20 protein-coding genes are annotated in these 24,375 nt (G+C 70.3%); 8 read left to right on the top strand and 12 right to left on the bottom strand.

Annotated features, from left to right (window positions below):
* Positions 1 to 8: 8 nt before the first annotated feature.
* Positions 9 to 806 (bottom strand): thioesterase family protein, encoded by a 798-nt coding sequence (locus H8838_RS05685; RefSeq protein WP_181311432.1) that lies wholly within the window; start codon positions 804 to 806, stop codon positions 9 to 11.
* Between the two features lie 36 nt (positions 807 to 842).
* Between H8838_RS05685 and H8838_RS05680 the strand changes: the two genes are divergently transcribed.
* From H8838_RS05680 to H8838_RS05670, 3 genes are all read left to right on the top strand, one after another.
* The gene (locus H8838_RS05680) at positions 843 to 1,880 is read left to right on the top strand and encodes an FUSC family protein (RefSeq protein WP_181311433.1); all 1,038 of its coding nucleotides are present in this window, start codon (positions 843 to 845) and stop codon (positions 1,878 to 1,880) included.
* 256 nt (positions 1,881 to 2,136) lie between these two features.
* On the top strand, positions 2,137 to 4,272 hold the full coding sequence (locus H8838_RS05675) for a DEAD/DEAH box helicase (protein WP_224766408.1): 2,136 nt from the start codon (positions 2,137 to 2,139) through the stop codon (positions 4,270 to 4,272).
* Positions 4,273 to 4,364: 92 nt separating this feature from the next.
* Positions 4,365 to 5,231 (top strand): ATP-grasp domain-containing protein, encoded by an 867-nt coding sequence (locus H8838_RS05670; RefSeq protein WP_185996451.1) that lies wholly within the window; start codon positions 4,365 to 4,367, stop codon positions 5,229 to 5,231.
* On the opposite strand, the gene H8838_RS05665 is transcribed toward H8838_RS05670, so the two are convergent.
* The 3 genes from H8838_RS05665 to H8838_RS05655 are packed head-to-tail and all read right to left on the bottom strand — an operon-like array spanning position 5,197 to position 8,312.
* Positions 5,197 to 6,855, bottom strand: a complete 1,659-nt coding sequence (locus H8838_RS05665) for a peptide chain release factor 3 (protein WP_224766407.1) — start codon at positions 6,853 to 6,855, stop codon at positions 5,197 to 5,199. The genes H8838_RS05670 and H8838_RS05665 overlap by 35 nt on opposite strands.
* 49 nt (positions 6,856 to 6,904) lie before the next feature.
* Entirely contained in the window at positions 6,905 to 7,411 is a 507-nt protein-coding gene (locus H8838_RS05660; RefSeq protein WP_185996449.1) for a GNAT family N-acetyltransferase, read from the bottom strand.
* 10 nt (positions 7,412 to 7,421) lie between these two features.
* A complete protein-coding gene (locus tag H8838_RS05655) occupies positions 7,422 to 8,312 on the bottom strand; it encodes an alpha/beta fold hydrolase (protein ID WP_185996448.1) in 891 nt (296 codons plus the stop codon).
* A 113-nt stretch (positions 8,313 to 8,425) separates the two neighbouring features.
* Here H8838_RS05655 and H8838_RS05650 point away from each other — a divergent pair, with 113 nt between their 5' ends.
* Complete coding sequence (locus tag H8838_RS05650; protein WP_181311439.1) at positions 8,426 to 8,860, top strand: nitroreductase family deazaflavin-dependent oxidoreductase; 435 nt, start codon at positions 8,426 to 8,428, stop codon at positions 8,858 to 8,860.
* Positions 8,861 to 8,947: 87 nt separating this feature from the next.
* Here H8838_RS05650 and H8838_RS05645 read toward each other — a convergent pair whose 3' ends face one another.
* The 3 genes from H8838_RS05645 to H8838_RS05635 form a co-directional block, all read right to left on the bottom strand.
* Positions 8,948 to 9,583 carry a hypothetical protein gene (locus H8838_RS05645; RefSeq protein WP_181311440.1) on the bottom strand — a complete coding sequence of 212 codons (636 nt, stop codon included), beginning with the start codon at positions 9,581 to 9,583 and terminating at the stop codon, positions 8,948 to 8,950.
* 10 nt (positions 9,584 to 9,593) lie between these two features.
* Positions 9,594 to 11,564, bottom strand: a complete 1,971-nt coding sequence (locus tag H8838_RS05640) for a BCCT family transporter (RefSeq protein WP_185996447.1) — start codon at positions 11,562 to 11,564, stop codon at positions 9,594 to 9,596.
* Between the two features lie 138 nt (positions 11,565 to 11,702).
* A complete protein-coding gene (locus tag H8838_RS05635) occupies positions 11,703 to 12,929 on the bottom strand; it encodes an oxygenase MpaB family protein (protein WP_181311442.1) in 1,227 nt (408 codons plus the stop codon).
* A 229-nt stretch (positions 12,930 to 13,158) separates the two neighbouring features.
* Between H8838_RS05635 and H8838_RS05630 the strand changes: the two genes are divergently transcribed.
* Positions 13,159 to 14,361 carry an MFS transporter gene (locus tag H8838_RS05630; protein ID WP_224766406.1) on the top strand — a complete coding sequence of 401 codons (1,203 nt, stop codon included), beginning with the start codon at positions 13,159 to 13,161 and terminating at the stop codon, positions 14,359 to 14,361.
* A gap of 10 nt (positions 14,362 to 14,371) precedes the next feature.
* Here the strand turns inward: H8838_RS05630 and H8838_RS05625 are convergent, their stop codons facing one another.
* Positions 14,372 to 15,562, bottom strand: a complete 1,191-nt coding sequence (locus H8838_RS05625; RefSeq protein ID WP_185996446.1) for an FAD-dependent oxidoreductase — start codon at positions 15,560 to 15,562, stop codon at positions 14,372 to 14,374.
* Between the two features lie 695 nt (positions 15,563 to 16,257).
* On the opposite strand from H8838_RS05625, the gene H8838_RS05620 reads away from it, so the two are divergent.
* Together H8838_RS05620 and H8838_RS05615 are read left to right on the top strand one after the other, a co-directional pair.
* The gene (locus tag H8838_RS05620) at positions 16,258 to 16,806 is read left to right on the top strand and encodes a hypothetical protein (protein ID WP_185996445.1); all 549 of its coding nucleotides are present in this window, start codon (positions 16,258 to 16,260) and stop codon (positions 16,804 to 16,806) included.
* A 276-nt stretch (positions 16,807 to 17,082) separates the two neighbouring features.
* Positions 17,083 to 17,574 carry a hypothetical protein gene (locus H8838_RS05615; protein ID WP_185996444.1) on the top strand — a complete coding sequence of 164 codons (492 nt, stop codon included), beginning with the start codon at positions 17,083 to 17,085 and terminating at the stop codon, positions 17,572 to 17,574.
* A gap of 464 nt (positions 17,575 to 18,038) precedes the next feature.
* Here H8838_RS05615 and H8838_RS05610 read toward each other — a convergent pair whose 3' ends face one another.
* From H8838_RS05610 to H8838_RS05600, 3 genes are all read right to left on the bottom strand, one after another.
* Positions 18,039 to 20,141 (bottom strand): S8 family peptidase, encoded by a 2,103-nt coding sequence (locus H8838_RS05610; protein WP_224766405.1) that lies wholly within the window; start codon positions 20,139 to 20,141, stop codon positions 18,039 to 18,041.
* A 249-nt stretch (positions 20,142 to 20,390) separates the two neighbouring features.
* Positions 20,391 to 21,365: an AAA family ATPase gene (locus H8838_RS05605; protein WP_185996442.1), complete on the bottom strand. Its 975-nt coding sequence runs from the start codon at positions 21,363 to 21,365 to the stop codon at positions 20,391 to 20,393.
* Between the two features lie 240 nt (positions 21,366 to 21,605).
* Entirely contained in the window at positions 21,606 to 21,788 is a 183-nt protein-coding gene (locus tag H8838_RS05600; protein ID WP_185996441.1) for a helix-turn-helix transcriptional regulator, read from the bottom strand.
* 351 nt (positions 21,789 to 22,139) lie between these two features.
* Here H8838_RS05600 and H8838_RS05595 point away from each other — a divergent pair, with 351 nt between their 5' ends.
* On the top strand, positions 22,140 to 23,255 hold the full coding sequence (locus H8838_RS05595; RefSeq protein ID WP_185996440.1) for a tyrosine-type recombinase/integrase: 1,116 nt from the start codon (positions 22,140 to 22,142) through the stop codon (positions 23,253 to 23,255).
* Positions 23,256 to 23,297: 42 nt separating this feature from the next.
* Here H8838_RS05595 and ychF read toward each other — a convergent pair whose 3' ends face one another.
* Entirely contained in the window at positions 23,298 to 24,371 is a 1,074-nt protein-coding gene (gene ychF / locus H8838_RS05590; RefSeq protein WP_181311444.1) for a redox-regulated ATPase YchF, read from the bottom strand.
* Positions 24,372 to 24,375: the final 4 nt, after the last annotated feature.

The raw sequence follows: 24,375 nt of genomic DNA, 5'->3' as shown, positions 1-24,375 counted from the left end.
GCGCCGGATCAGCCGCGGGGGGTCATCGCCAGCTGGCGCGACTGCGCCACCAGACGCCCGGTGGAGTCCCACACCTCGCAGTCCTCCTCGAAGAGCCCGCCGGCCACGTTCGTGGTCCACGCGCGCACCCGCAGCCACCCGGGGGCGGGACGGGCCCGCACGTGCGCGGTCAGCTCCAGGGTGGGCGCCCAGCCCCGGTAGCCGAGGTCGAAGACGACCGGCGGCAGCGCGTCCACGATCGTCAGCAGCACCAGCGGGTCCGGCTCGCGACCGTCCTTGAGCCGCATCCACGCCCGGATCTCCCCCTCGCCGCTCGGCTCCCCCAGCGCCCAGCCGATGGTGGCCGGGTCGAAGCGCAGGTCGAAGCGGTCCATCAGCGGCGGGGTGCGGCCCGGCGCCATGTCGGCGGGGATGCACTGGTCCGGGTCGGGCATGGCGACCGGCTCGACCGGGGTCCGGACCTCCCCGTCGAGCCGGCCGAGGTCGCCGTACGTCGCCAGCACCGCGATCTTCTCCCGCCCGTCCTGGTGCAGGGTCGCCTCGGCGGTGGCGACGGTGCCGCCCTCGCGGATCACCCGGGTCGAGACCGTCGCCTCCCCGGGGACCGACGCCCCGAGGTAGTGGGCGCTGACCACCAGGGGGTCGGGCTTGGCGGGCAGCTGCGTGCCGATCGCGTGGGCGAGCGTGGAGAGCAGGATCCCGCCGTTGACGCCGCCGCCGATGTGCCAGCCCTCGTCGAGCCGGACGTCGTACCGCCCGTCGGGGCCGGGGGTGTGGGCGATCGCTGCGTCGAACTCGTGGGCCATGCGCGGGATCGTACGACTGCGCGAGACACTGGACCGGTGTCACCCCAGCCCGGCCTCGTCGTCCAGCTCGTCCGGGTCGGCCCGCACGCCGGGTCCCACCGGGTCGCGCTGCGCGCCGCGGTCTCGGTGGCCGTGCCGTTGCTCCTCCTGTGGGCGGTGGATCGCCAGGCCTGGTCCATCTACGCCGCCTTCGGCGGCTTCACGTCGCTGTACGGCCGCAACCACGTCGGCCTCTCCCGCCTGCAGATGCAGCTGAGCCTGGCCGTGCTGCTGACCCTCTCGGTGGTCGGCGGCGTGGCGGTCGGCCTCTCCGAGCACCGCGACTGGCTGGTGGTGCCGACCGGCGCCCTGGTCGCGGGCATCGGCTCCCTGGTCTCCGACGCAGAGGACTGGCACCCCCCGGGTCCGCTCTTCCTGGTCTTCGCGTTCGCCGCCTGCGCCTCGATCCCCTCGACGCCCGCCGACCTCCCCGTCGCCGCCGCGGTGGCGGCCGCGACCGCGGCGTTCGCCGTCCTGGTCGGAGCCGCCGGGTCGATGTGGCGGGCCTCGCGCGGCGCCGGGCCGCCGCGGGACGCGGTACGCCGCCGCTCGTTCGCCGACCTGGCGGTGCGGCACGTCGTCCGCTGCATGGCCGGCTGCCTGCTCGCCGGGGCGCTGGCGACCGCCGCCGGGATCGGTCATCCCTACTGGGCGATGGTCTCGGCGATCGTGCCGCTGGCCGCCCGCGAGCTCGGCGCCCAGGTCCTCCGGGGGGTGCAGCGGATCGCCGGCACCGCCCTGGGGCTGGCGATGGCCGCAGCCCTCTTCGCGCTCGACCTCGACGGGCTCGCGCTGATCGTGGTGATCGTGCTCCTGCAGGCCGCGGCCGAGCTGTGGGTGGGCCGCAACTACGCGATCGCCCTGATCGCGGTCACCCCGCTGGCCCTGCTGATGATCCAGCTGGTCGCCCCGGCGCCCGCCGGCGAGCTGCTGGTGGACCGGGGCGTGGAGACACTGATCGGCGCGGCGGTCGGGATCCTGCTGGCCTGGCTCACCCGTGGTCCCCGCCGGCACGTGCTCGCCGAGCCGGCCTGACCAGCACGACCGGCGGACACGACCGACCGGATCTGGGACATGGCCGTTCGGCGCGCTAGGCTGTGTCCAGCACGACCCCGGAGTCTCTTGTCAGCAGCGTCGCCTCTGCGCCTCGCTCCTCTGCTCCTCGCCTCCTCTTGACGGCGTCCAGCCGGCCAGTGGTCGCAGGTGCCGACTCCGCTCACGGGTCGTGCCCCACCGAGACCACGCCTCGGTGCCCCGGGTGGGAGTCCCGACGGTGCCGACGAGGAGGAACTTGTCCGGCCAGACCAAGTCCGCGACGCGCGCGCGCGGCAACCGGCGTCCCCGACGTACTCGTCGCCTCGACAACGAGGGGATCATCCCTGTGCTCGCCCGCGCCGTGCGCGAGATCGAGGCCGAGGCCCAGCGCGGCCGGGTCTCCCCCTCCGCCCGCACGCGCTTCCAGGTGGTGGCGCTGCTGGTGCGCGAGGAGCGGAACCGGGTCAAGGCGGACGCCGAGACGACCGAGACCCAGCGCGCCGAGCAGCTCAAGCGGCTCGACGGGGTGGCCACCATCCTGGCCAAGACCGCGGCCCGCGACACCAGCCTGCTGGCCCTGCTCGCCGAGGACGCCGAGGTCTCCGAGGCCGCCCGCACCCTGCGCCGCAAGATGATCGAGGCCGCCGGCCTCGAGGTGGAGGACGAGCCGGAGCAGGCCGCCTCCGAGGGTGACGCCGTCGCCACCGTCCCCGAGCGCCGGGTGATCCCGCAGTCGGTGATCGCCCGCCAGCTCGCCCACCCGTTCCAGGTGCCCGACTTCGCCGGTGCCGCGATGCGGCTCGAGCCCAAGACCCACCGTCTGGCCAACTGGGAGCTGATCGGCCCGCTGCTGCGCTCCTTCGAGCTGGCCAACGGGGCGCCCGCCTGCCTGGAGATGCCCGACCCGCGCGACCGCCGGACCCGCGACGGGCTGGAGATGATGCGCCACCAGGCGCAGCTGGTCGCCTCGGTCAAGGAGGGGCACCGCACCTTCCTGCTCGCCGACGAGCCCGGCCTGGGCAAGACCGCCCAGGCGCTGCTCGCCGCCCAGGCGGCCGACGCGTTCCCGCTGCTGGTGGTCGTGCCCAACGTGGTCAAGACCAACTGGGCGCGCGAGGCCGTGCGCTGGGTGCCCCGGCACAAGGCCACGGTCATCCACGGCGACGGGCACGACATCGACGGCTTCGCCGACATCGTGATCGTCAACTACGAGGTGCTCGACCGGCACGTCGGCTGGCTCGGCGACCTCGGCTTCAAGGGGATGGTCGTCGACGAGGCGCACTTCATCAAGAACCGGAAGTCGCAGCGCTCCCAGCACGTGCTGGGCCTGGCCGACCGGATCCGCGAGCGCACCGTCCGCCCGCTGATGATGGCGCTCACCGGCACCCCGCTGATCAACGACATCGAGGACTTCACCTCGATCTGGCAGTTCCTCGGCTGGATCGACGAGAAGCGGCCGCTCTCCGAGCTCATGGCCCGGCTCGAGGAGACCGGCCTGACCCCGGAGGACAAGGCGTTCTACCCCTCCGCCCGCCGTGCGGTGGTCGACATGGGCATCGTGCGTCGCCGCAAGGTCGACGTGGCCGCCGACATCCCGGCCCGCCGGATCGCCGACATCCCGGTCGAGCTCGACGACGAGGCCGGCCGCTCGATCCGGGCCGCCGAGCGCGAGCTCGCCCGCCGCCTGGTCGAGCGGTACGACCGGGTGATGGCCGCCCGCGACGAGGACAAGCGCGTCCCGGGGATCGACGAGGAGCTGGTACGCCGGGTCGCGGAGTGGGAGCGCGACGAGACCGACGACAACGCCTCGGGCGAGAACGTCTTCTCGATGATCCGCCGGATCGGCACCGCCAAGGCCCCGCTGGCCGCCGACTACGCCGCCCAGCTGGCCCGCAGCGTCGGCAAGGTCGTGGTCTTCGCCAAGCACGTCGACGTGATGGACGCCTGCGAGGAGCTCTTCGCCCAGCGCGGCATCGGCTACTCCTCGATCCGCGGCAACCAGACCCCGAAGGCGCGGGAGGCGGCGATCGACTCCTTCGTCAACGACCCGGAGGTCGAGATCGTGGTCTGCTCGTTGACCGCGGCCGGGGTCGGCCTCAACCTGCAGGTCGCCTCCAACGTGGTGCTGGCGGAGCTCTCGTGGACCGACGCGGAGCAGACGCAGGCGATCGACCGGGTGCACCGGATCGGTCAGGAGGAGCCGGTGACGGCCTGGCGGATCATCGCCGCGCAGACCATCGACACCCGGATCGCCGAGCTGATCGACTCCAAGGCGGGCCTCGCGGCCCGGGCCCTGGACGGCTCCGACGAGGAGGTCACCGCGTCGGCCGACATCCAGGTCGAGGCGATGGTCACGCTGCTCACCGAGGCCCTGCGCAAGCGGCGCCGCTGAGCGCGGCTTCTCGCTGACGTCTCCGCCACCACCCGGCCGCGATCCCACGATCCTCGTGGCCGGGTGGTGGCCCACGCCGTAGGGTCGCGCGGGTGACCGACGTCCTCCTCGCGACCTTCACCCTGATGCCCGACGGCGAGCCCGGCGGCGAGCGCCTCCTCGCGGCCCTGGCCGACCGCGGTGTCACCGCCCGCTGGGTGCGCTGGGACGACCCCGCCGTGGACTGGGCCGCGGCCGACCTGGTGGTCGTCCGTTCCACCTGGGACTACCAGCGCCGCTGCGCCGAGTTCCTGGCCTGGACCCGGCGGGTGGCCGCGGTGACGCCGCTGCTCAACGACGCCGACACCATCGCCTGGAACGCCGACAAGAGCTATCTGCTGCCCCTGGGCGAGCTCGTCCCGGTGGTGCCCACCGAGCTGCTGGACGACGCCACCCTGGTCGAGGGCCTCGCGTCCGCCACCGAGCGGTGGGGCACCGTGGTGATCAAGCCGCGGACCGGCGCCGGCGGCGTCGGGGTGGTGCTGGCCGGCAGCGTCGCCGACGAGCGCCTCGAAGGGCTGACCGCGGCCCCCTGGGTCGTGCAGCCCCTGGTCGAGTCGGTGCGGACCACCGGGGAGAGCTCCGTCTACGTCTTCGCGGGCGTCGCCGCCACCCAGGTGGACAAGGTGGCCGGCGGCGAGGAGATCCGGGTGCACGAGCTGTACGGCGGCAGCTCCCGCCCGGCGCCCCTGGACGCCGACCGGGGGGCGCTGGCCGAGAAGGCCGTGCGCGCGGCAGGCGACCTGCTCGGGACCGAGCCGGCGTACGCCCGGGTGGACATGATGCTGCTGGCCGACGCCTGGGTGGTCAGCGAGCTCGAGCTGATCGAGCCCGGCCTCTACCTCGACCTGGTCCCGGCCAACGCGGAGCGGTTCGCCGACGTGGTCACTGGTCGCCTGCGATCAGCGGCTCGAGGGTGAGCTCGGGGTGGTCGCGCTCGATCACGGTGATCCGCCACTTGTCCGGCGCCAGCACCAGCGGCGTCCCGTCGCTGCGCTCCATCACCTCGACGCCGCGGACCGAGGCCAGGGCGGGGGCTGAGGCGGCGTCGGTGCGACGGGCCTGGGTGTAGCCGAGCCGCTCCAGCCGGATGGCCGCGCCGAACTCGCTCTCCATCCGGGCCTGCGCGACCTCGAACTGCATCGGGCCCACCGCGGCGAGCACCGGCGACTGGGCCCCGCGCAGGTCCGAGCGGAGCACCTGGACCACGCCCTCGGAGTCGAGCTGCTCGATGCCCTTGCGGAACTGCTTGAACCGGCCGCTGTCCTTGGCCGTGGCCACCGCGAAGTGCTCGGGGGCGAAGGTGGCGATCGGCGGGTACGTCACCGGCTCGTCGACGTAGATGGTGTCGCCGATCTTCAGCGCGTTGGCGTTGACCAGGCCGATGATGTCGCCGGGGAAGGCGGTGTCGAGGACCGCCCGCTCGGCACCGAAGATGGCCTGGGCGTACTTGGTCGCGAACGGCCGCCCGGTCTGGGCGTGGGTGACCACCATCCCGCGCTCGAAGACGCCGGAGCAGACCCGCGCGAACGCGACCCGGTCTCGGTGCTGGGTGTTCATCCCGGCCTGCACCTTGAAGACGAAGGCGCTGAACGGCGCGTCCACCTCGCGCACCTGCGCCGGCCTGCCGTCCTCGCCGGGCTCCCCGTGCCGGAACGGGACCGCGGAGGGGGCCAGCTCCACCAGGGTGCGCAGGATGCTGGAGACCCCGAAGTTGGAGATGGCCGAGGCGAAGAGGACCGGGGTGGTGAAGCCGCTGAGGAACAGGTCCTGGTCGTGGTCGGCCCCGTCGGAGGCGAGCAGGTCCGACTCCTCGAGCGCCGTCTCCCAGACGTCGCCCTCACGCGCGGCGGCGGCCTCGGCGTCCATCCGCTCCTCCGGCGCCCGGGTCGCTCCCCCGGCGGTCCGGGTGAAGGCCACGTAGTCGCCGGTACGCCGCTCGAGGACGCCGCGGAAGTCCCCGGCGATGCCGACCGGCCAGGTCAGCGGGGTGGGGACGAGCTTGATCTGGTCCTGGATCTGCTCCAGCAGCTCGAGCGGGTCCAGACCGGGACGGTCCCACTTGTTGATCACCGTGATCACCGGCAGGCCGCGGGCCTTGCAGACCCGGAACAGCTTGAGCGTCTGCGGCTCGAGCCCCTTGGCGGCGTCGACCAGCATCACCGCCGCGTCGACCGCGGAGAGCACCCGGTAGGTGTCCTCGGAGAAGTCGGAGTGGCCGGGGGTGTCGACCAGGTTGATCACCTGGTCCTCGTAGGCGAACTGCAGCGCCGCGGAGGTGATGGAGATGCCGCGCTCCTGCTCCATCTCCATCCAGTCCGAGACCGTCGCCCGGCGCCCGGCCTTGCCGTGCACCGCACCGGCCTGGTTGATCACCTGCGCGTGCAGTGCCAGCGCCTCGGTGAGCGTCGACTTTCCGGCGTCCGGGTGGCTGATCACCGCGAACGTACGGCGTCGCGACGCTTCGCGGCGTACGTCCTGCTGGGTCGTCGGGTGCTGGGTCGTCGGGTGCTGGGTCTGGGGTGCGGTGGGCGAGGAAGTCACGGGGTCCTGGATCGTCGGGTGAACCGCGGCTGGCACCGCGGGCCGCCGGTCAGTCTACGAGCCGGTCGGCTGGAACGCCTTGTCGAGCCAGCGCCTTCTCGAACCAGTGGCCCGCGTGCGGGTTGCCGTTGTAGTCGTCGATCTCCCGGTACCCGCTCGCCCGGTAGAGCGTGATCGCCGCGTCCATCCCCGGGCCGGTGTCCAGGCGCACGGCGGAGCAGCCGAGGTCGCGGGCGTCCTGCTCGAGCCGGCCGAGCAGCGTGCGCGCCACCCCGCGCCGGCGGGCGGTGGGGGCGACGTACATCCGCTTCACCTCGGCGGTCCCGGGGTCCAGGAGCCGCACTCCCCCGCACGCCACCGGCCGGCCGCCGAGGGTCACCACGTGGAAGGCCCCCCGCGGCGGCGCCATCTCCTCGGGCGTGACGGACCCGCCCTCGTCCTGGTGGAGCACGATGCCCCGGGCGGCCAGCTCCTCGGCGTAGTCGGCGAGCAGCGCCAGGACCGCCGGCTCGTCCGCGCGCGCCGGGACCACGACCGGACCGGTCTCCTGGGTCATCGGCGTTCGCTCAGCCCGCGTCCCGGGCGGCCCGGGCGCGCACGACGGGGGCGGGATCGGTGGTGGCGATGAAGTCGCGCAGCACCTCGGCGAACCGGTCGGGGTCGTCGAGGTGCGGGAAGTGCCCCGCGCCCTCGAAGAGCACCACCCGGCAGTCGGGCACCGACTCCTGGGCCTTGAGCGCGTGGAAGACGGGGATCATCCGGTCCCGGGAGCCCCAGACGATCAGGGTGGGCACCGGGTCGACGTCCTCGAGGTGGTCGTGGGCGCTGATCGTCTGGCCGCCGAGGTCGATCACGGCCCGGGTGGTGGAGAGGAACGCGCGGCGGCTCTCCCGGTCGTTGAGCGAGGTGAACCCCTTCCAGACGGCGGTGACGTCGGCGCCCGGCTTCCAGCCGACCCTGCGCGCGGCGCCGCCGACGTCCTCGAGCCGGCCCAGCAGCCAGGCGGAGGCGGCGACCCCCAGCACCTGCTCGGCGCCGGGCAGGGTGGCGGCCCGCAGCAGCGGGCTGACCTCGCGCCCCAGGCCGCCACTGGCGACCAGGACCAGCCGCTCCACCCGCTCGGGGAAGAGGTAGTAGAACTGCATCGCGATGCCGCCGCCCAGCGAGTGCCCGACCAGGGTCACCCGCTCCACCCCGAGCCGGTCGAGGAGGTCGCGGAGCGTGGCCGCGTGCGAGCTCAGCGAGTAGTCGCCGAGCGGCTTGGCCGACTCGCCGTGCCCGAAGAGGTCCGGGACGATCACCCGCTGGTCGTCGTGGATCCGGTCGATCAGCCGGTTCCACTGGCCGCGCGAGCCGAGGATGCCGTGGATGAACAGGACGGGGGCACCCTCGCCGCTGTCGACGTAGGAGAGCTCGTGGCCGTGCAGCGTGATCGTGCGGGGCACAGGGCGTTGCATCGAGCCGCCTCTCTCCGGTTCCGGACCTCCGCCCACCGTAGCGGTCCCGGTGCCACCCGCGAGGTGACCCGAGACACGTGCAGGGGTGCCCGCCCGCGTGCTGGGATGGACCCATGGCACTCCAGGGAGAGTACGAACCGAGCCCGAGCACGTGGGTCCGCGAGCAGGTCGCGCTGTACGAGGCGACCGACGGCGCCGAGGGCAACACGATCATGGACCGGCCGATCGTCGTCATCACCTCGCGCGGGGCCCGGTCGGGCAGGCTGCGGAAAAACCCGGTGATGCGGGTCGAGCACGAGGGCGTCTACGCCGCGGTGGCCTCCCAGGGCGGAGCGCCGGAGCACCCGGCGTGGTTCCACAACTTCGTCGCGGACCCGCACGTGGACCTGCAGGACGGCGCCGAGAAGCACGAGTACGTCGCCCGGCTGGCCGAGGGCGACGAGCGCGCCGCCTGGTGGGAGCGCGCGGTGGACGCCTTCCCGCCGTACGCGGGATATGCCGAGAAGACCGACCGGGAGATCCCGGTCTTCCTGCTCGAGCGCGCCTGAGGCCGACAGGACTGGAACGACAGAGCCCGCCGACCCGGGTCGGGTCGGCGGGCTCGATGGTCTGCGGAGACTGCGGGGCGGGGCCGGTCAGGCCTCGCTGATCGTCTCCATGATCAGGTCCGCCACCTCGGCGGAGGTGGCGGCGTCGGGGGTGCTCACCGAGATGCTCACCACGGAGCCGTCCACCTCGACGCTCAGCGCCTCACCCTGCACCTCGCCGGCCCCGGCGGGCATCGTGTAGGCCATCCGCGCCACCTCGCCCGCGTCGGTCTCCTCGCGCTCGAGGGACTGCACCTTGCCCTCGAGGGCCAGGATCTCGGACTCGATCTGGGTGTCGCTGGGCATCGACCCCGGGACGACGACGGCGACGACGTTGTCGAGGAAGCCGTTCTTGGCGCCCTCACCGGTGACGGCGTAGAGGTCGACCGAGTCCATCAGCTTGTCGAACTGCGCGTCGCTCATCCCGAGCGCACCCTGGACCTCCTTCATCTCGTCGGTCTCGCCGACGTCGTCGGCCATCTCCTGCGCGTCCAGCGTGGTCCAGTCCTCGGGCAGCTCGAAGCTGACGCCGCCGACCTCGACGCGTCCCTCGGAGGAGGAGGTGGTGGTCTCGCTCCCGGCCTTGGCGCTCTTGTCGCCGTTGTCGTCGTTGTCGTCGGAGGAGGAGCAGCCGGTCAGGAGAAGGAGCAGTGCCACGGGCACAGCTGTGAGATAACGCGTCATGGTGGACAGGCTAGGAGGACGATGGTGACCGACCGTCGGCCCACTCCCCCGTCTCGTAGTCGTAGCCGATCGGCCGGCCGTCCTCGTCGGTGCGCTGGTACCACTCGGTGTAGTCGGCGTGCGCGGAGTCGACACCGGCCCCCGCCCCCTCCCCGGGCCCCGTCCGGACGACCTGGAGGCCGAAGTCGTCGTCGTACCGCTCCACGCCCGCGACGACCGCGTTGCGCACCGCGTTCTCGGCGTACTGGCGCCGCAGGGTGTGCGGGTCGGTGCTCAGCTCGCGGAACCAGGCGACCACGGCGAGCAGCATCACCACCGCGAACGGCACCGCGGTGATGATCACCAGCGACTGGAGCCCCTGCAGCGCCGACTCGTCGCCGAGCAGCAGCATGACGACCGCGATCCCGGCCATCACCAGCCCCCAGAAGACCACCACGGTCCGCGGCGGGGACTGGGACCCGCGGGTGCTGAGGATGCCCATGACCACCGAGGCGGAGTCGGCCGCGGTGATGAAGAAGATGCCCAGGATCACCATGATCAGCACCGGCAGCCAGCCGGCGAACGGCAGGTTGTCGACGACGGCGAAGAGCACCTCCGGCGGGTTCACCTCGGTGCTGAAGCCGGGCTCGCCGTCGCGGTACATCGAGATCGCCGTGCCGCCCATGATCCCGTAGGCGACGAAGAGCAGCGAGGACGGGATGAGGATGACGCCGAGCAGGAACTGGCGGATCGTCCGGCCTCGGGAGATCCGGGCGATGAACACGCCGACGAACGGCGACCAGGAGATCCACCAGGCCCAGTAGTAGACGGTCCAGGCGGACTGGAAGTCGAGCGTCTCCTGGCCCCACGAGGCGGAGCGGCCCATCAGCGCGAAGAAGGAGCCGACGTACTCCATCAGCGCCGACGGCAGCAGGTTGAGCAGGAACAGGGTGGGCCCGAGCAGGAAGACCAGCCCGGCGAAGCCGATCGTCAGGACGATGTTGAGGTTGGACAGCATCCGGATCCCCCGGGCCACACCCGAGACCGCGGAGATCACGAAGCCGACCGACAGGACGGCGATGATCGCGACCAGCGCGGTGTTGGTCAGCTCGGAGGCGCCGCTGACGATCACGAAGCCCTGGCCGATCTGGAGCGCCGCGATGCCCAGCGCTGCCGCGGTGCCGAACAGGGTGGCGATGATCGCGAAGATGTCGACCAGGCGCCCGGCCCAGCCCTCGGTGCGGCTGCGGCCGAAGAGCCGCTCGAAGATCGACGACATCAGCAGCGGGCGGCCGCGCCGGTATGCCGCGTACGCCACGGCGCCGCCGACCAGGGCGTACATCGCCCAGGCGTGGACGCCCCAGTGGTAGTAGGTCTGGGCCAGCGCGTGGTGGAGCGCCTCGACGGACTCCGCCTCGGAGGTCATCGGCGGCGGGGAGATGAAGTAGGTCAGCGGCTCCGAGGGGCCCCAGAACATCACCCCGATGCCGAGCCCGGCGGCGAAGAGCATCGCCACCCAGGAGAAGGTGGAGAACTCGGGGGTCTCCCCGTCCTTGCCCAGCGGGATGTCGCCGTAGCGGGAGATGCAGAGAGCGACCAGCGCGACCAGGACGATCGTGGCGACCGCGTTGAAGAGCCAGCCCAGGTTCTCCATCGTCCAGGAGTACGCCGTCCCGGCGACCTCGCCGACACCGTCGGGGTCGGCGATCCCCCAGACGACGAACGCCACCGTGAGCACCCCCGCGATCCCGAGCACCACGCGATCGACCGAGTAGCGGCGCCGCTGCTCATCGATGGCGATCCCGGGGACCAGCGCGGGGTGGATGTCGTGCGGGTAGCGCGGCCGCTGGTAGTCCAGCCGGGACAGCGCGGCGCCGGTGCGTCGGGCCGCCCGCGCGGCTGCCTGGGTGGGCGGCGTGTGCCCGGCGTGCTGGTCGGGCTGGTCCTGGGAGGACGGCTGGGGATGCCCGTCCGGGTGGGCCGGACGCGAGTCGTCGGTCATGCGGGGCACTGCTCCGTTCGGTGGGGACGGGCCCCCTGTCCCCGCCCGAGCTCCCCGGCATGCCGTCGGGACGGCCATCCCGCTCGCCGTACGGGGTGCCGGCCGCCGTGCCGAGTGCCGTGCCGAGTGCCGAGACCGTTACGGGTAGTTGGGGTTGTTGCCGGTGGGGATCTGGATCCGGATGGGCTTGAGCTCGGCCGTGTAGAGCAGGACGAACTGACGCAGCAGCTCGTCGAACATCCAGGCGGCGGGCGGCATGAACGGCGCGGGCAGCAGGCCCTCCCGCACCGCCACGAACGGTCGCCACGCGGTCTTGAGCAGGCCGTCCCACAGAGGATGGCGACCCAGGCGCAACCAGCCCGCGATCTCGTCGCCGAGGGTGAACCGGGTCAGCGCCTCCAGCACTCCGCGGGACAGGATCGTGCCGTCCAGCCCCTTGCCGAGGTCCAGCAGGACGTCGGCCAGCTTCAGGCCCTCCGGCGTCGGCGCGAGGATCGGGTCGAGCACCTGCTGCGCCTGCGACTCGGCGTCGGACCAGGTCGCGGGGATGTACTCGTGCCGGATGCCGAGCATCGCGGCGCTGACCTGCCACGAGTGGAGGAAGGCGGTCTGCTCGTCGGCAGGGATCCGCACCTTCCAGTCCTTCAGGGTCCGCATCACCGTGGTGGGCAGGCTGTGCCAGGTCACCATCAGGTCGTGCTGGCTGATCGGCACGTCCTCGGGCGCCCGGCCGGCCCAGTGCGGGGACTGCGGGAGCAGGTGCCGTACGCCGGCGTGCGCCATCCGGGTCTTCACCGCCGTCACCACCATCTCCCCGCTCGGACGGTAGGCGTCGAGCGAGCCGATGTCGTAGCCGAGCTTGGCGGTCTTGGAGATGCGGTCCTTCATGTCCGCGCCACCCTTGGAGTAGTAGACCGCCAGCGCCTCCTTGGGGATGACGGTGCTCAGCATGCCGCTGGCGAACCCGTAGAGGACGCCGAGGTAGAGACCTCGCTTGGTGTTGAACTCAGCGGCCAGGTCGAGCTGCCGCTGGTCGGCCCACGAGGGCAGGCGCCGGGCGTGCTCCATGAAGTCGCGCAGCTCGGTGGGCAGGCCCGCCGGCAGCGGGTCGGAGTTGCGCACCCATCCGTTGAGCAGCTGGTTGACCCGCGGCACCTCGCCGCGGTCCAGGAGCCGGGCGATCACGGGGTCCGCCTCGTCGTCCCAGGTGAACCGGGGGTCCGCCCCGGTGCCGGTGCCGGGGATGGAGCCGGCGGCCGACCACCGCCACGGGTGCGCCTCGGCCTGCGCCGCGGTGCCGAGCGTGCCCAGGGCGGCGGCGACCCCGCCGGCCCGGAGAAGACTGCGTCTGCTGAGGTCGTCCATGGGAGCCGCCCTTCCGAGTGGCCGGCACACCGCCGACCGGGATTCCTGGACTCCTTCCTAGCACCGGTGTGATGTGAATCACAATATACTTAGGCATCGAAATGCCCAGGTCAGTCACCTTTTATCGGCGTTCAGCGGTGGAGATGAGCGTTCACAACAGCGGCGCCCAGCGGACCACGGCCCGCCGGCCTCGCGGGAGGACTGGGTGCGGTGAGGCAGGATCGGGCTCGTGTCTCGCCGCCCACCTCCGGGGCTGAGCACCGGGGTCGCCCTCGTCGCGATCGTCCTGGTCTCGGTCAACCTCCGTCCCGGCGCCTCCACCGTCGGTCCGGTGCTCGCCGAGATCCGCAGCGGGCTCGGGCTCAGCGGAGGGTTGGCGGGCCTGCTGACCGGGCTGCCCGGCCTCTGCTTCGCCCTCGCCGGAGGGCTGGCGGTCGCCTTCGCCCGCCGGGTCGGCATCACGGTCGGCATCGCGCTCGGGCTCGTCGCCGCGACCGTCGGCCTGCTGCTGCGCCCCGGCACGGGGACGCCCTGGGTGTTCCTGGCCCTCAGCGCCCTGGCGCTGGCGGGCATGGCCGTCGGCAACGTGCTGGTGCCGGCCTGGATCAAGCGGCACGGTGGCGGGCACCAGGTCGCGCTCGCCACCGTCTACGGCACCGCGCTGATCGTCGGGGCCACGATCGGTCAGGCGCTCACCGCTCCCCTGGCCTCCACGCTGGGCAGCTGGCAGCGTGCCCTCGGGGTGTGGGGACTGATGGTGCTCCTCGCCCTGCCGCTGTGGATCGGGCTGGCGCTCCGCGAGCGACGAGACCCCGGCGACCACCTCGACAGCGGCCCCGCCCCGGCGGGGCGGATCGCCACCTCCCCCACCGCGGTCGCGATGACCGTGCTCTTCGGCATCCAGTCCATGCACGCCTACGTCCAGCTGGGCTGGCTCCCCCAGGTCTACCGCGACGCCGGACTCTCCGCCGACCATGCCGGCGCGCTGGCGGCGCTGCTCTCGGCGACCGGGATCATCGGGGCGCTGACGATGCCGACGCTCATCGTCCGCGCCCCTTCCCTCTCGCCGTACGTGGTGACCTTCGGCGTCCTGCTCGCCGGCGGGTACGGCGGCCTGGCGCTGTGGCCGGCCACCGTGCCGTGGCTGTGGGCGCTGATGCTCGGCGTGGCCGGCTTCGCCTTCCCACTGGTGATCGCCATGCTCCCGGCCCGGACCCGCCACCCCCAGGTCACTGCCCAGCTCTCCGGCTTCGTGCAACCCGTCGGCTACCTGGTCGCCGCGGCGGGCCCGGTGCTGGTCGGGATGCTGCACGAAGCCACGGGTGGCTGGAACGCCGTCCTGGTCCTGCTCGCCCTGACCGCGGTGCCGTTCACCTGGGCCGGACTGCGCGCCTCCGGATCGGTCTACGTCGACGACGAGCTGCGGGCCTGAGCGGACCGGGCTACACCTTGCCCCGCAGGATCCGGCGGAAGTAGGTGACCGGGAGGGCGTAGCGGTCCACCCACCACGACGTACGCCGTGGGCGGACCAGGTCGAGCACCGGCAGGCTCTGCTGCTGCCGGCCCTCCCGATCGACCTCGACGAACATCAGCCGCTGCCGGGCGACGGTCACCGGCATCACCGTGTAGCCGTCGTAGCGCTGCTCGGGCCCCTCGGGGTGGCGCAGGTTGTGGGCCAGGACGGCGACCTGCCTGCGCAGCGCTCCGCCGGAGGGTCGGATGCCGAGGTCGGCGACGTCGCCCAGCGCCCAGACCTGCGGGTGCCGGCGGTGCCTCATCGTCTCCGGGTCGACCTCGGCCTGACCCGCTGCCCCGGCGCCCGCGAGCTCGCTCTCGGCGACCCACCGCGGAGCCCGGTAGTGCGGCACCACGTGGGCGTAGGTGACGTCGTCGAGCACCACCTCGCCACCGGGGGTCGCGACGGCCACCCGTCGCTCGTCCAGCCCGGTCAGCTCGGTCAGCTCGGCCACCCGGGCCTCCCGCAGGACGTGCACGCCGTACCTGGCCAGGGTGCGACCCAGCTCGCGGTCGGCCTCGGGCACGCCGAGCGGGGTCGGGCCGGGGAGCACCAGGTGCACGTCGAGCGCCTCCAGCACCCCGGAGCGCCGCCAGTGGTCGCAGGCCATCAGCAGCGGCTTGAGCGCGGTGGCCCCGCAGGGCGCAGGCTCGGGCGGCATCGTGAAGACCACCCGGCCCGAGGTGAGGTCGCGCAGCGCCGGCCAGACCCGCGGCGCGCTCTCCACCACGAACGAGGAGCCGGCCCACCCCGCGGCGTACGCCTCGCGCAGGCCCGGGACGGCGTCCCAGTCCTCCTCCAGCCCGGGGCAGACCACCAGCGTCGTGCACGCGATCCGCCGACCCGAGTCGGTGACCACCGCGGGCGCAGCCGGGTCGACCTCGACCACCCGCTCCGGGATCCACGTGCAGCCCGGCGGCATCACCTGGGCGGCAGGCCTCTCCAGGGAGTCCATCGTGGCCTCTCCCGCGGCGACGTAGCTCAGCAGCGGGCGGTAGCGGTGGACCGACTCGGACTCCACGACCGCCACGTCCTGCACCCCGTCGCGCAGGAGCCGAGCGGCCAACGAGATCCCGGCGTTGCCGCCACCGACGATGAGCACCTCGTGCTGGTCCATGCGTGCCTCCGAGGCGTCGTGGTCCGGTCCTGCGACCGTAGCCCGGGGCGCCGCACACGACGAGCGCCAGCCACCACGGAAATTTCGCCTCTCAGGGCGAGGCGGGCGCCATCGGCTTCACCTGCCTGGCAGCGGTCGGTCGCCCGCCGTCACACGTTGAAGCGGAACGTAGATGGCACTTTCGGTCCGTCGCTGATACTTGCGGAAAACACGCCCTGACCTGCGCAAACACCCTACTCGGCGCACCGATGGGTAGTCGTCGTTTGCAGTCGATTTCCGTGCTGGTGAGGGCAAGTTGAGGGCAAGCGGTCGCGTTCGGGCGTCCAACCTATGCCTCAGTCGCGTGCTCGACGGACCACATTCGGTGTCGCCATCGCTGCTGTTGGCCACGAGGTGCGGAGCAGTCGGACGCGGATGTTCATGGAGATCCTCGCCCCCAAACCAGTCGAGGCTGCCCACCGGATCGTCAGACCGACGCCACCCTGCACTCACTGGGTGTGTCCCCATCGGCGGCTGCGCGCGTGGAGCATTCGATTTGCCGGATCTGCCGAACGCCGGTCCCCGCGCCACGACGTCATGCGAGCCGGCTGTAATCGTGACCGATCGAATGAGCCCCGTGCAGGCGGTCAACCGGAGCGACGGCTCTGCCGCGTCGTCGTCCGATCGATAGGGGCGCCTCGCCCTAGTCTGGTGTCGTGACCCCGGAGAACGTGCGCCTGCTGGCACGGTCAGCGCCCGAGCGCTGGTCCGAGCTCGAGCTCGTCCACCGTTCGGACTACCTCAACGTGCGGGCCACGCTGCGGCACGGCGAACTCCACGGAACCCGACTCGATGACGGCCAGCCCTTCCACGTGCTCGGCGCACCGCCATCGTCGTGGTCGGTGCGCCCCCTGGAACCGTATGCCACCAACTATGAGTGGTCGGCGATGCTCGACCCCTACGAGCTTGGCGACGGTGTCGCGATCAGTGACGTGCGCAGTGAGGAGCACTTCGGTCGGCCCGTGGTGGCCTTCGTCGCGCGCGCCGTGTCCGGATACGACCCGGTGTGTTCGTGCTGCCCGCTCGTGTTCTCGGAGGTCTCCGAGCGTCTCGAGCACGGCGAGGACTGGCGCGCGCGGCCTGGGGAGCTACCTGACGGGGTCGACCTTGCCCTCGATCTCGGCGTCGGCATCGTCGTCCGCAGCCGGCACCGTGGTGGACGGCTCGGGCACTGGTTCACCAACGAGATCGTCCGGGCTGCCTGACGACCGGGTCTAGTCGACGGCCGCCTGCCGCGCAGTGTGACCAAGCTGGCGCGCATTTGAACCGTTCCCCCCGAGCGCAATGCCCGCTCCCCTTGACTCGGCCAGCCCAGCCGAGCGGAAGCCGACACCCCAGCAGTCGCCGACCCTCAGCGTCCCCCCAGATTCACGCGGATACCAAGTGCCACACACCTCTTGCATTCTCGGCGCGACCCCGTTTCGATTGTGCGAAAGGAAGGGCCGCTCACGCTCCGTCCCCCGGCCCGACGAGGTGCCAAGATGGCTGACCGCAACCCGTCGCCAGATGACGGCAGCACGTGTCCGAACTGCGCCAGCCCGGTCGTCTACAAGGGCGTCGGACGCCGCCCCGTCTGGTGCTCGACCCGATGCCGCAACGACGCCGCTCTCCAGCGACTCGGCGCACGCAAGGGGGCGATCGAGGTCCGGATCGTCTCGGTCCCCCGCTCCAGAGCCGCGGCCCAGCCCGAGTTGCCCCGACCCGCGGCGACATCGGGCAATCCATCGCCATCCACCTGCCTGGCCCGCACCACCGGAGCAGCATCGGTGGACCAGGCACTCCGCACTATCCGCAACGACGCGCAGGCTGTCGGCAGACTGCTCGCGCATCTCGAACGCCGCCGCGCCGACGGCACCCTCGCGACCTCGGACTGGCTGCCCGTGCGCAACGCACTTCGGCTGATCGCGCGCGAACTGACTCCGGATGTGGAACGGCCGGCGAACTCGACTCCGCCCTCCCCCGACTCCGGCTGAGCGAACGCCATCAGGTCACTCATAGGCGGGGGTAAGAAGCAGCTCCGGCACGCGGAATCGTGGAACGGGCATCTCGTTTTAGCCAGCACAGCGCTTGAATGCTCGTTCACAGTGCCTGACTATGCGAGCGCGACGAAGAAGAACGGCCAGAGCGCCGGCATGGACACATCACCTCAACGGCGCAAACGCGAAGCCAAGCGCCGTCGCGCGGAGGATCGCCGTGGGCAGCTCGATCCGGCCCCGTGTCCGTTCGCCGTGTCGGAGGCGCGGTCGTGTCAATCCATGACCCAGCCGCATCCCCCTGCCCCAGCGGCGAGAAGGATGGTTGCGGATGATTCGCGGGGGGGAGTACGCATTCGGGGAGCGTCCTGGCCGCGGCAAGTTCGAGTGGTCATGGACGTTCTTTCACTCGAGGTGTACCTCGCCTCGCATCAGCCGGGTGCACTCGGCAACATCGGTGGACTTCAGGCCCGAACACGAATGCGTGCCGGCAAGTGAACCTGTTGAGTCAACAATTGGTGGAGGTCTGCTTCAACCAGATTCTGGTCCTCCAGCGTCACGGCTAGGGCGTACGACTGCTCGAGGTAGCTCGGCTCATTGCGAGCCCAAGTCTGAGCCTTGTGCGTCACGACCAGATAGAACGTGTCGTCGTCGTTGATAAAGGAGTTCCGGGCGCTCCACCGCCTCAGATGCAGGGTGCTGTTGGTAAACGAATTACTCCCCGGGTCCAACGCTAGGCGCCGCCGATCGGTGATCATGTCGCTGGGGTCGTCTGGGTCCTGCTTGATCAGAATGTCCGCGAGCTCGTCCGGGTCGATGTCCCGATAGATGTCGACCTTCATCGAGGCCGCAAGGTACTCGCGGCGCTGGCGCCTGACAGGTGGATCGAATGCGAGAGCAACGGCAATGCTGCGCTCTCCACCACTTCCCCGGCGAAAAACCTCCGGCACCGGAAGAGGGTGAATCTGGACAGTGTCGATCTGCATCGTTCCGTCAAACGTCATGGTCGCGCGGTTCGAGCCACTGGTGACGGCGCGCTGGCGGGTCGGCTTGCCGTACCCGTAGACCCGTAGACGCTGGTACGGCGCGGTCAGCGTCGCCGCAGGAGACGGATGGGCAGCACTTGTGACAAGTAGAGCGCGGATCAGATTCCCAGAAGCCTCTGGATACTCATAGGCAATGTCCGCCGCGATACGGGCAACTGCGGGAGCTGCGAAGCTGGTGCCGTTGACCGAGGCAAAGAGGCGGCCGTCTCCGAGGCGCGAGGACGTGCTGATGATGCTGGCTCCCGGATCGTTCCTGACCGCGTTTCCCGTGTCATTCACGACGACGTTTCCGCCGTAGTGGGTAAGTTCGGGCTTGTTCGTCCGCCGCTGGGTGGTCCCGAGCCCCGGCCCTCCTCGACTGAAGGGAGAGGCCTCATCAGGCCCAGCCGCCGCCCTCCAACCAACTCGGTTTGGCAGTTCCGCGGGAGCACCGCTTAGCGCGATGGAACCGACCGTGACAGCAAGCGCTGCGGGAGCAGGCTCAGACAGACGGTGCTCCGGGGTGAAATGAAACTGCGGCTTGTCGTCAATAATGTGATGCCCGCTGGCCGTACGAGCGTTGAGGCTGATACCCGCATTTCCAGTTGGAACCACGACGACGATCCCGAGCTCCCGAACAAGGTCATCGATCGTTTCGGTCAGCGGCCCTACGTGGATGTCGCTGAAAGGCTCGGAGTACCCGATCGACATATTGAAGACTTTGACTCCGTGCGCCTGATGAAGATGGCGGATTGCTTGTTCGACCAGATCGTGCGGCAGTGCGTACGTCGCGAATCGGGGTGAACCGTCGGGCATTGCCGGATCCGGTTCGAGGATCCGAACGACCCGGACTGCTCCGACGGAAACTAGGGGTTCGAGGTCACGCAATTGGCTGTGGAGGTCCGGGTAGAGGACTCGGCCCACAACCTCGGTGCCGTGACTGCCGATCTGCTGCCATTGGTAGTAGGTCGGTGATAGGGAGTCGACCGACAGCACAAGACCATCAAGCAGTGGATGGGTGGTCGCGGGTGCATCGTCAAGAACTCCTACGACAGCACCAATCTCGTTGTCGCGCCTGATGTCCTCGATGGCTAGGTCACGCCAATCGCGAAAATCGATGAACGGCACCGGTGGAACCCGGATGACCTCGACGACACTTGTCTCAAGAAGGTCATTGAGACCATCCAGGCTGACCTCGACGCGGAGATATGTCCTGCGGGCACTCACGGATCGCAGTGCGATCCGCCCGCCGGTGCGTTCTAGTATTGCCATGATCGTCTCAACCCGAGACTGAGCGTCCCGCAGAGTGCTGGCCGGCCAGATGCTCACATCGAGCACGCGAGTGCCGACGAAGGGGATCGCGGCACTGTCGACCCCGGGTCCCCGCCTGTCGTCCGGTCCGTAGGGTTCAATATCTTCAATCATGTTGAAGAACGAACGCATATCCCCGGTCCGCGTGTAGCGCTCGATCGCCGCCGAGAAGGCAGAACCTTGGTCGTCAGCGAGCACAAAATACGTGTAGTCGACCGTCTCGCCCAGCACCTGCAGACCCCGGCCCTCAAACGCAGAGTCTTCAGGTCGAGACCCGGCTTTGATCTTGAAGACCAGAGTGGGATCAACCCCGAGGTCGAGCCGTCGCGGGGTGCGGAAGGCGCTCGTGAGTTGCTGGCGCAGGTGGCGACCGTGCTGTCCTGGCTGCCGTGCCGGCGTGCCACCGCCACCGCCGCCAGCCCGTCTGGAGGGCAACCGGCGTGGATCAGGTAGCAGTAGGTGCTGTGGCATGCGCCGGGTTTACCACGGACGAGCGGTCACGCCGCGTAAGACCGCGTCAAAATCTTGTGATTCGACCGAATTGGCATGGCGCAGCATCGCGTGCCGCCGGGCATCAGTAACTAGCTTGTCGGCAGCCGCATGAGGTCGGCCCTTTAACGCGCTTGCGTAGAGATCGACGTCGACCCCTGAGTGGGATACACGCTTGAGGCGCAGACGAAGAAGTCTGCGCAACTCATGGACGGTTGGCATCCGGAACGTGAGTACTTCGTCGAAACGACGCCACAACGCTTGGTCCAACAGCCCAGAATGGTTCGTGGCCGCTATGAGCAGGCTTGGACCCCGATAACGGTCCGTCATCTGGAGGAACGCCGTCACGACTCGCTTCATCTCGCCATGTTCTGAGTAATCGTCGCGCGACCTTCCGAGTGCGTCAAATTCATCGAAGAGAACAACGAACGGAGCTTGGTCGGCATAGTCGAGGATGCGTCGCAGGTTGCTCGCCGTTTCACCTAGATAGGACGAAACCACTGCGTCGAGTCGTACAAGCAGAAATGGTCGGCCTAGTTCTGTCGCCAGAGCCTCTGCGGCTGTCGTTTTCCCACAGCCTGGTGGGCCCTCGAGAAGCAGGCGTTGCCTGCGAGGGATTCCGGCCGAGTCCAGGGCGGACCATTGGCCTATCTCCTCGACGAGGCCCTCAAGGGTCTGGACAATCTGTGGATCGAGGATGAGGTCCTCAAGAAGCCGGCCAGGTTCCTTCACCTCGCCCAGATCCCACTCGCCCTCACGATCTTTCGGGGGTGCGGGGACGATGATCGTCGAGGAGGTGTCGACCGCACCGCCCCCGGCGACTAGGAGCTTCTGCAGGTCTCGTGCCAGGGCGTTGTGGTGCTTCGCCTGCTCCTCCTCGATAATTTCTGAAGCGGCGCGCCGAAACGCCAGCTCGTCTCGAGTCTGGAACGCCTTAAAGATCTCCTTCAGGTGCCTGCCCGCCATGCGCTCATCGTAGGGGGCGCCTCCGTCAACATCTCGGAGGATGCGTCTAGCCGTACCTGATGCCTCTGACTTCGTGGTCGCTCACCCTAGGGCCGCGAGATGTGACAACACCTGCGACGGCCTCATCCTCCGACTCGGAGGGTGGTTCAAGCAAGCGGAAGGCCATTGCATCCATGTGTCACCCGTGCTGCATCTATCTGGGTGCAATGCCCGTGACCAGGCAGGTGTCGGTTGCGTCCCTTACCGCTGCTGTTCCAGCCCCAGGGTCCAGGTGATGACCGTCGCAGCCCGCCAGCGGAGGTGCTTGCCGACACGGAAGCCCTGGGGGCCGTAGCCCGTGGTTCGCCACGAGTAGACGGTCTGCTTTGGCACGCCGAGGTAGTTGGCCACGTCCTCGATGTTCCACAGCTCTTGGTGCTCCATGGGCTTGGCTGGACGCTGGGCCGGCAGTGGAGGCGGCGTTGGGCGTGGCTGGCGGCTCTCGTGGGGCTGGTCCCAGAGGGTCGGGTGGTCCTGGCTCTTGTTGTTGTGTCGCATGGCGTCGCGTCTCCCTCAGGCGGTCGTGGTTGCGGCTGGTCAGTCACCAAGGGCCGCGGCCACGCTCTGGCGATCACCTCGGCCGGTCAGGGACTCGTTTCCGACAGCGACGCCCAGGGACCACTACCAATGGGGTGGGACCAGTCGTCGTCCTCGACCGTCGTGGGTGGACGCGGTTACCGTGGTGGGTCTCGGAGAGGAAGGCCATGGCGTCCATCGAGCAGCCCGGGGTTCCCGATGCCTGAGGGGATCAGCCGGCGCGGCGACTCCTGGCGGGCGCGCTACCGCAACCCCGAGACGGGCCGTCAGCACGAACGGTCCTTCGACCGGCAGGTCGATGCGGTGCGGTGGCGCCGCCAGCAGCTCGACGCCCTGGACCGCGGCCGCTGGGTCGACCCCGAGGCCGGCAAGGTGTCGTTCCTGGCCTATTTCGAGGCGTGGAGTGCCGACCAGCTCTGGACCGACGGAACCCGGCAGGCGATGTCCCTCGCCGCGAAGTCGACCACCTTCGCCGAGGTCGACCTCCGGCTGATCCGTCCCAGCCATGTCGAGGCGTGGGTGAAGTCGATGACGGTCCCCACGGCCAAGCGGGCGCGACCGCTCGCACCGGGCACCATCAAGACCCGCTTCGTCAACGTGCGCACGGTGTTCAAGGCGGCCGTCCGCGACGGCATGATCGCCGTCGACCCGACCGTCCAGGTCCGGCTGCCGCGGCTGCGGCGGCGCGAAGCAGCCATGGAGATCCCCACCCCGGAGATGATCCGCGACATCCTCGAGGCCGCCGAGCCGCGGTTCCGCGCCTTCGTGGGCCTGTGCACCTTCGCCGGCCTCCGGCTCGGGGAAGCCGCCGCGCTGCAGATGGGCGACGTCGACTTCCTACGCCGCCAGGTGCATGTGCGCCGGCAGGTCCAGCGCCTCGACGGGGGCTATGAGATCCGGCTGCCGAAGTACAACTCCGAGCGCACCGTCCACGTCCCCGACGCGCTCCTGCAGATGCTGTCCGAACACGTCGCGCTGGGCCTGCCGTACGACTGGCTCTTCGCCGAGGTCGAGGACGTACCACCGCACCAGAACACCATCGGTCACCGATGGCGCACCACCCTGCGACGGGCCAGCGTCTCCGGCGTCCGGCTGCACGACCTGCGGCACTTCTACGCCTCCGGGCTGATCGCGTCGGGCTGCGACGTGGTCGTCGTCCAGCGTGCTCTGGGGCACGCGAAGTCGACCACCACGCTCACCACGTACGCCCACCTGTGGCCCACCGCGGAGGACCGCGTCAGGGACGCCGCAGCGCTGCTGTTCGCCGAAGTCGCCGGTTCTGGTGAGGGCACACTGAGGGCAGAACGGGCCTGAGAGGCTCCCAAATGCCTTCTGACCTGCGCAAACGCAAACCCGTCAGACGTTGAAGCGGAACTCCACCACGTCGCCGTCCGCCATCACGTAGTCCTTGCCCTCCATGCGGACCTTGCCGGCCTCCTTGGCCTTGGCCATGGTGCCCGCGGCGACGAGGTCGTCGAAGGAGACGATCTCGGCCTTGATGAAGCCCTTCTGGAAGTCGGTGTGGATGACCCCCGCCGCCTCGGGCGCGGTGGCGCCCTTGGGGATCGTCCAGGCCCGGGTCTCCTTGGGGCCGGCGGTCAGGTAGGTCTGCAGCCCGAGGGTGTCGAAGCCGACCCGGGCCAGCACCTCCAGGCCGGGCTCGGTGACGCCGGCCTCGGCCAGGAACTCCGCGGCCTCCTCGTCGTCGAGCTCGACCAGCTCGGACTCGAACTTCGCGTCCAGGAAGATCGCCTCGGCCGGGGCGACCAGCTCGCGCATCTTCGTCTTGAGCTCCTCGTCGGCCAGCTCGTCGGCGTCGCAGTTGAAGACGTAGATGAACGGCTTGGCGGTGAGCAGCGAGAGCTCGCGCAGCAGGCTGCGGTCGATCGAGGTGGAGCTGATCGGCGTACCCGACTCGAGCGCCTCCTTGGCCTCGCGGGCGGCCTCGAGGTTCGCCACCAGGTCCTTGACCTTGCGCGACTCCTTCTCCAGCCGGGTGATCGCCTTCTCCACCGTCTCCAGGTCGGCCAGGATCAGCTCGGTCTGGATCGTGGAGATGTCGTTGCCGGGGTTGACCTCGCCGTCGACGTGGGTGACGTCCTCGTCGCGGAAGACCCGGGTGACCTGGCAGATCGCGGAGGACTCGCGGATGTGGGAGAGGAACTTGTTGCCCAGGCCCTCCCCCTGCGAGGCGCCGCGGACGATGCCGGCGATGTCGACGAACTCGACGGTCGCGGGCAGGATCTTCTCCGAGCCGAAGATCCCGGCCAGCACGGCCAGGCGGGAGTCCGGCACCCCGACCACGCCGACGTTGGGCTCGATCGTCGCGAACGGGTAGTTCGCCGCGAGCACGTCGTTCTTGGTCAGGGCGTTGAAGAGGGTGGACTTGCCAGCGTTGGGCAGTCCGACGATTCCGATGGTGAGGGCCACGGGC

Origin of the sequence: Nocardioides campestrisoli (genome assembly GCF_013624435.2) — a bacterium.
Lineage (GTDB): Bacteria > Actinomycetota > Actinomycetes > Propionibacteriales > Nocardioidaceae > Nocardioides > Nocardioides campestrisoli.
This window is presented reverse-complemented; position numbering and strand designations above follow the sequence as displayed.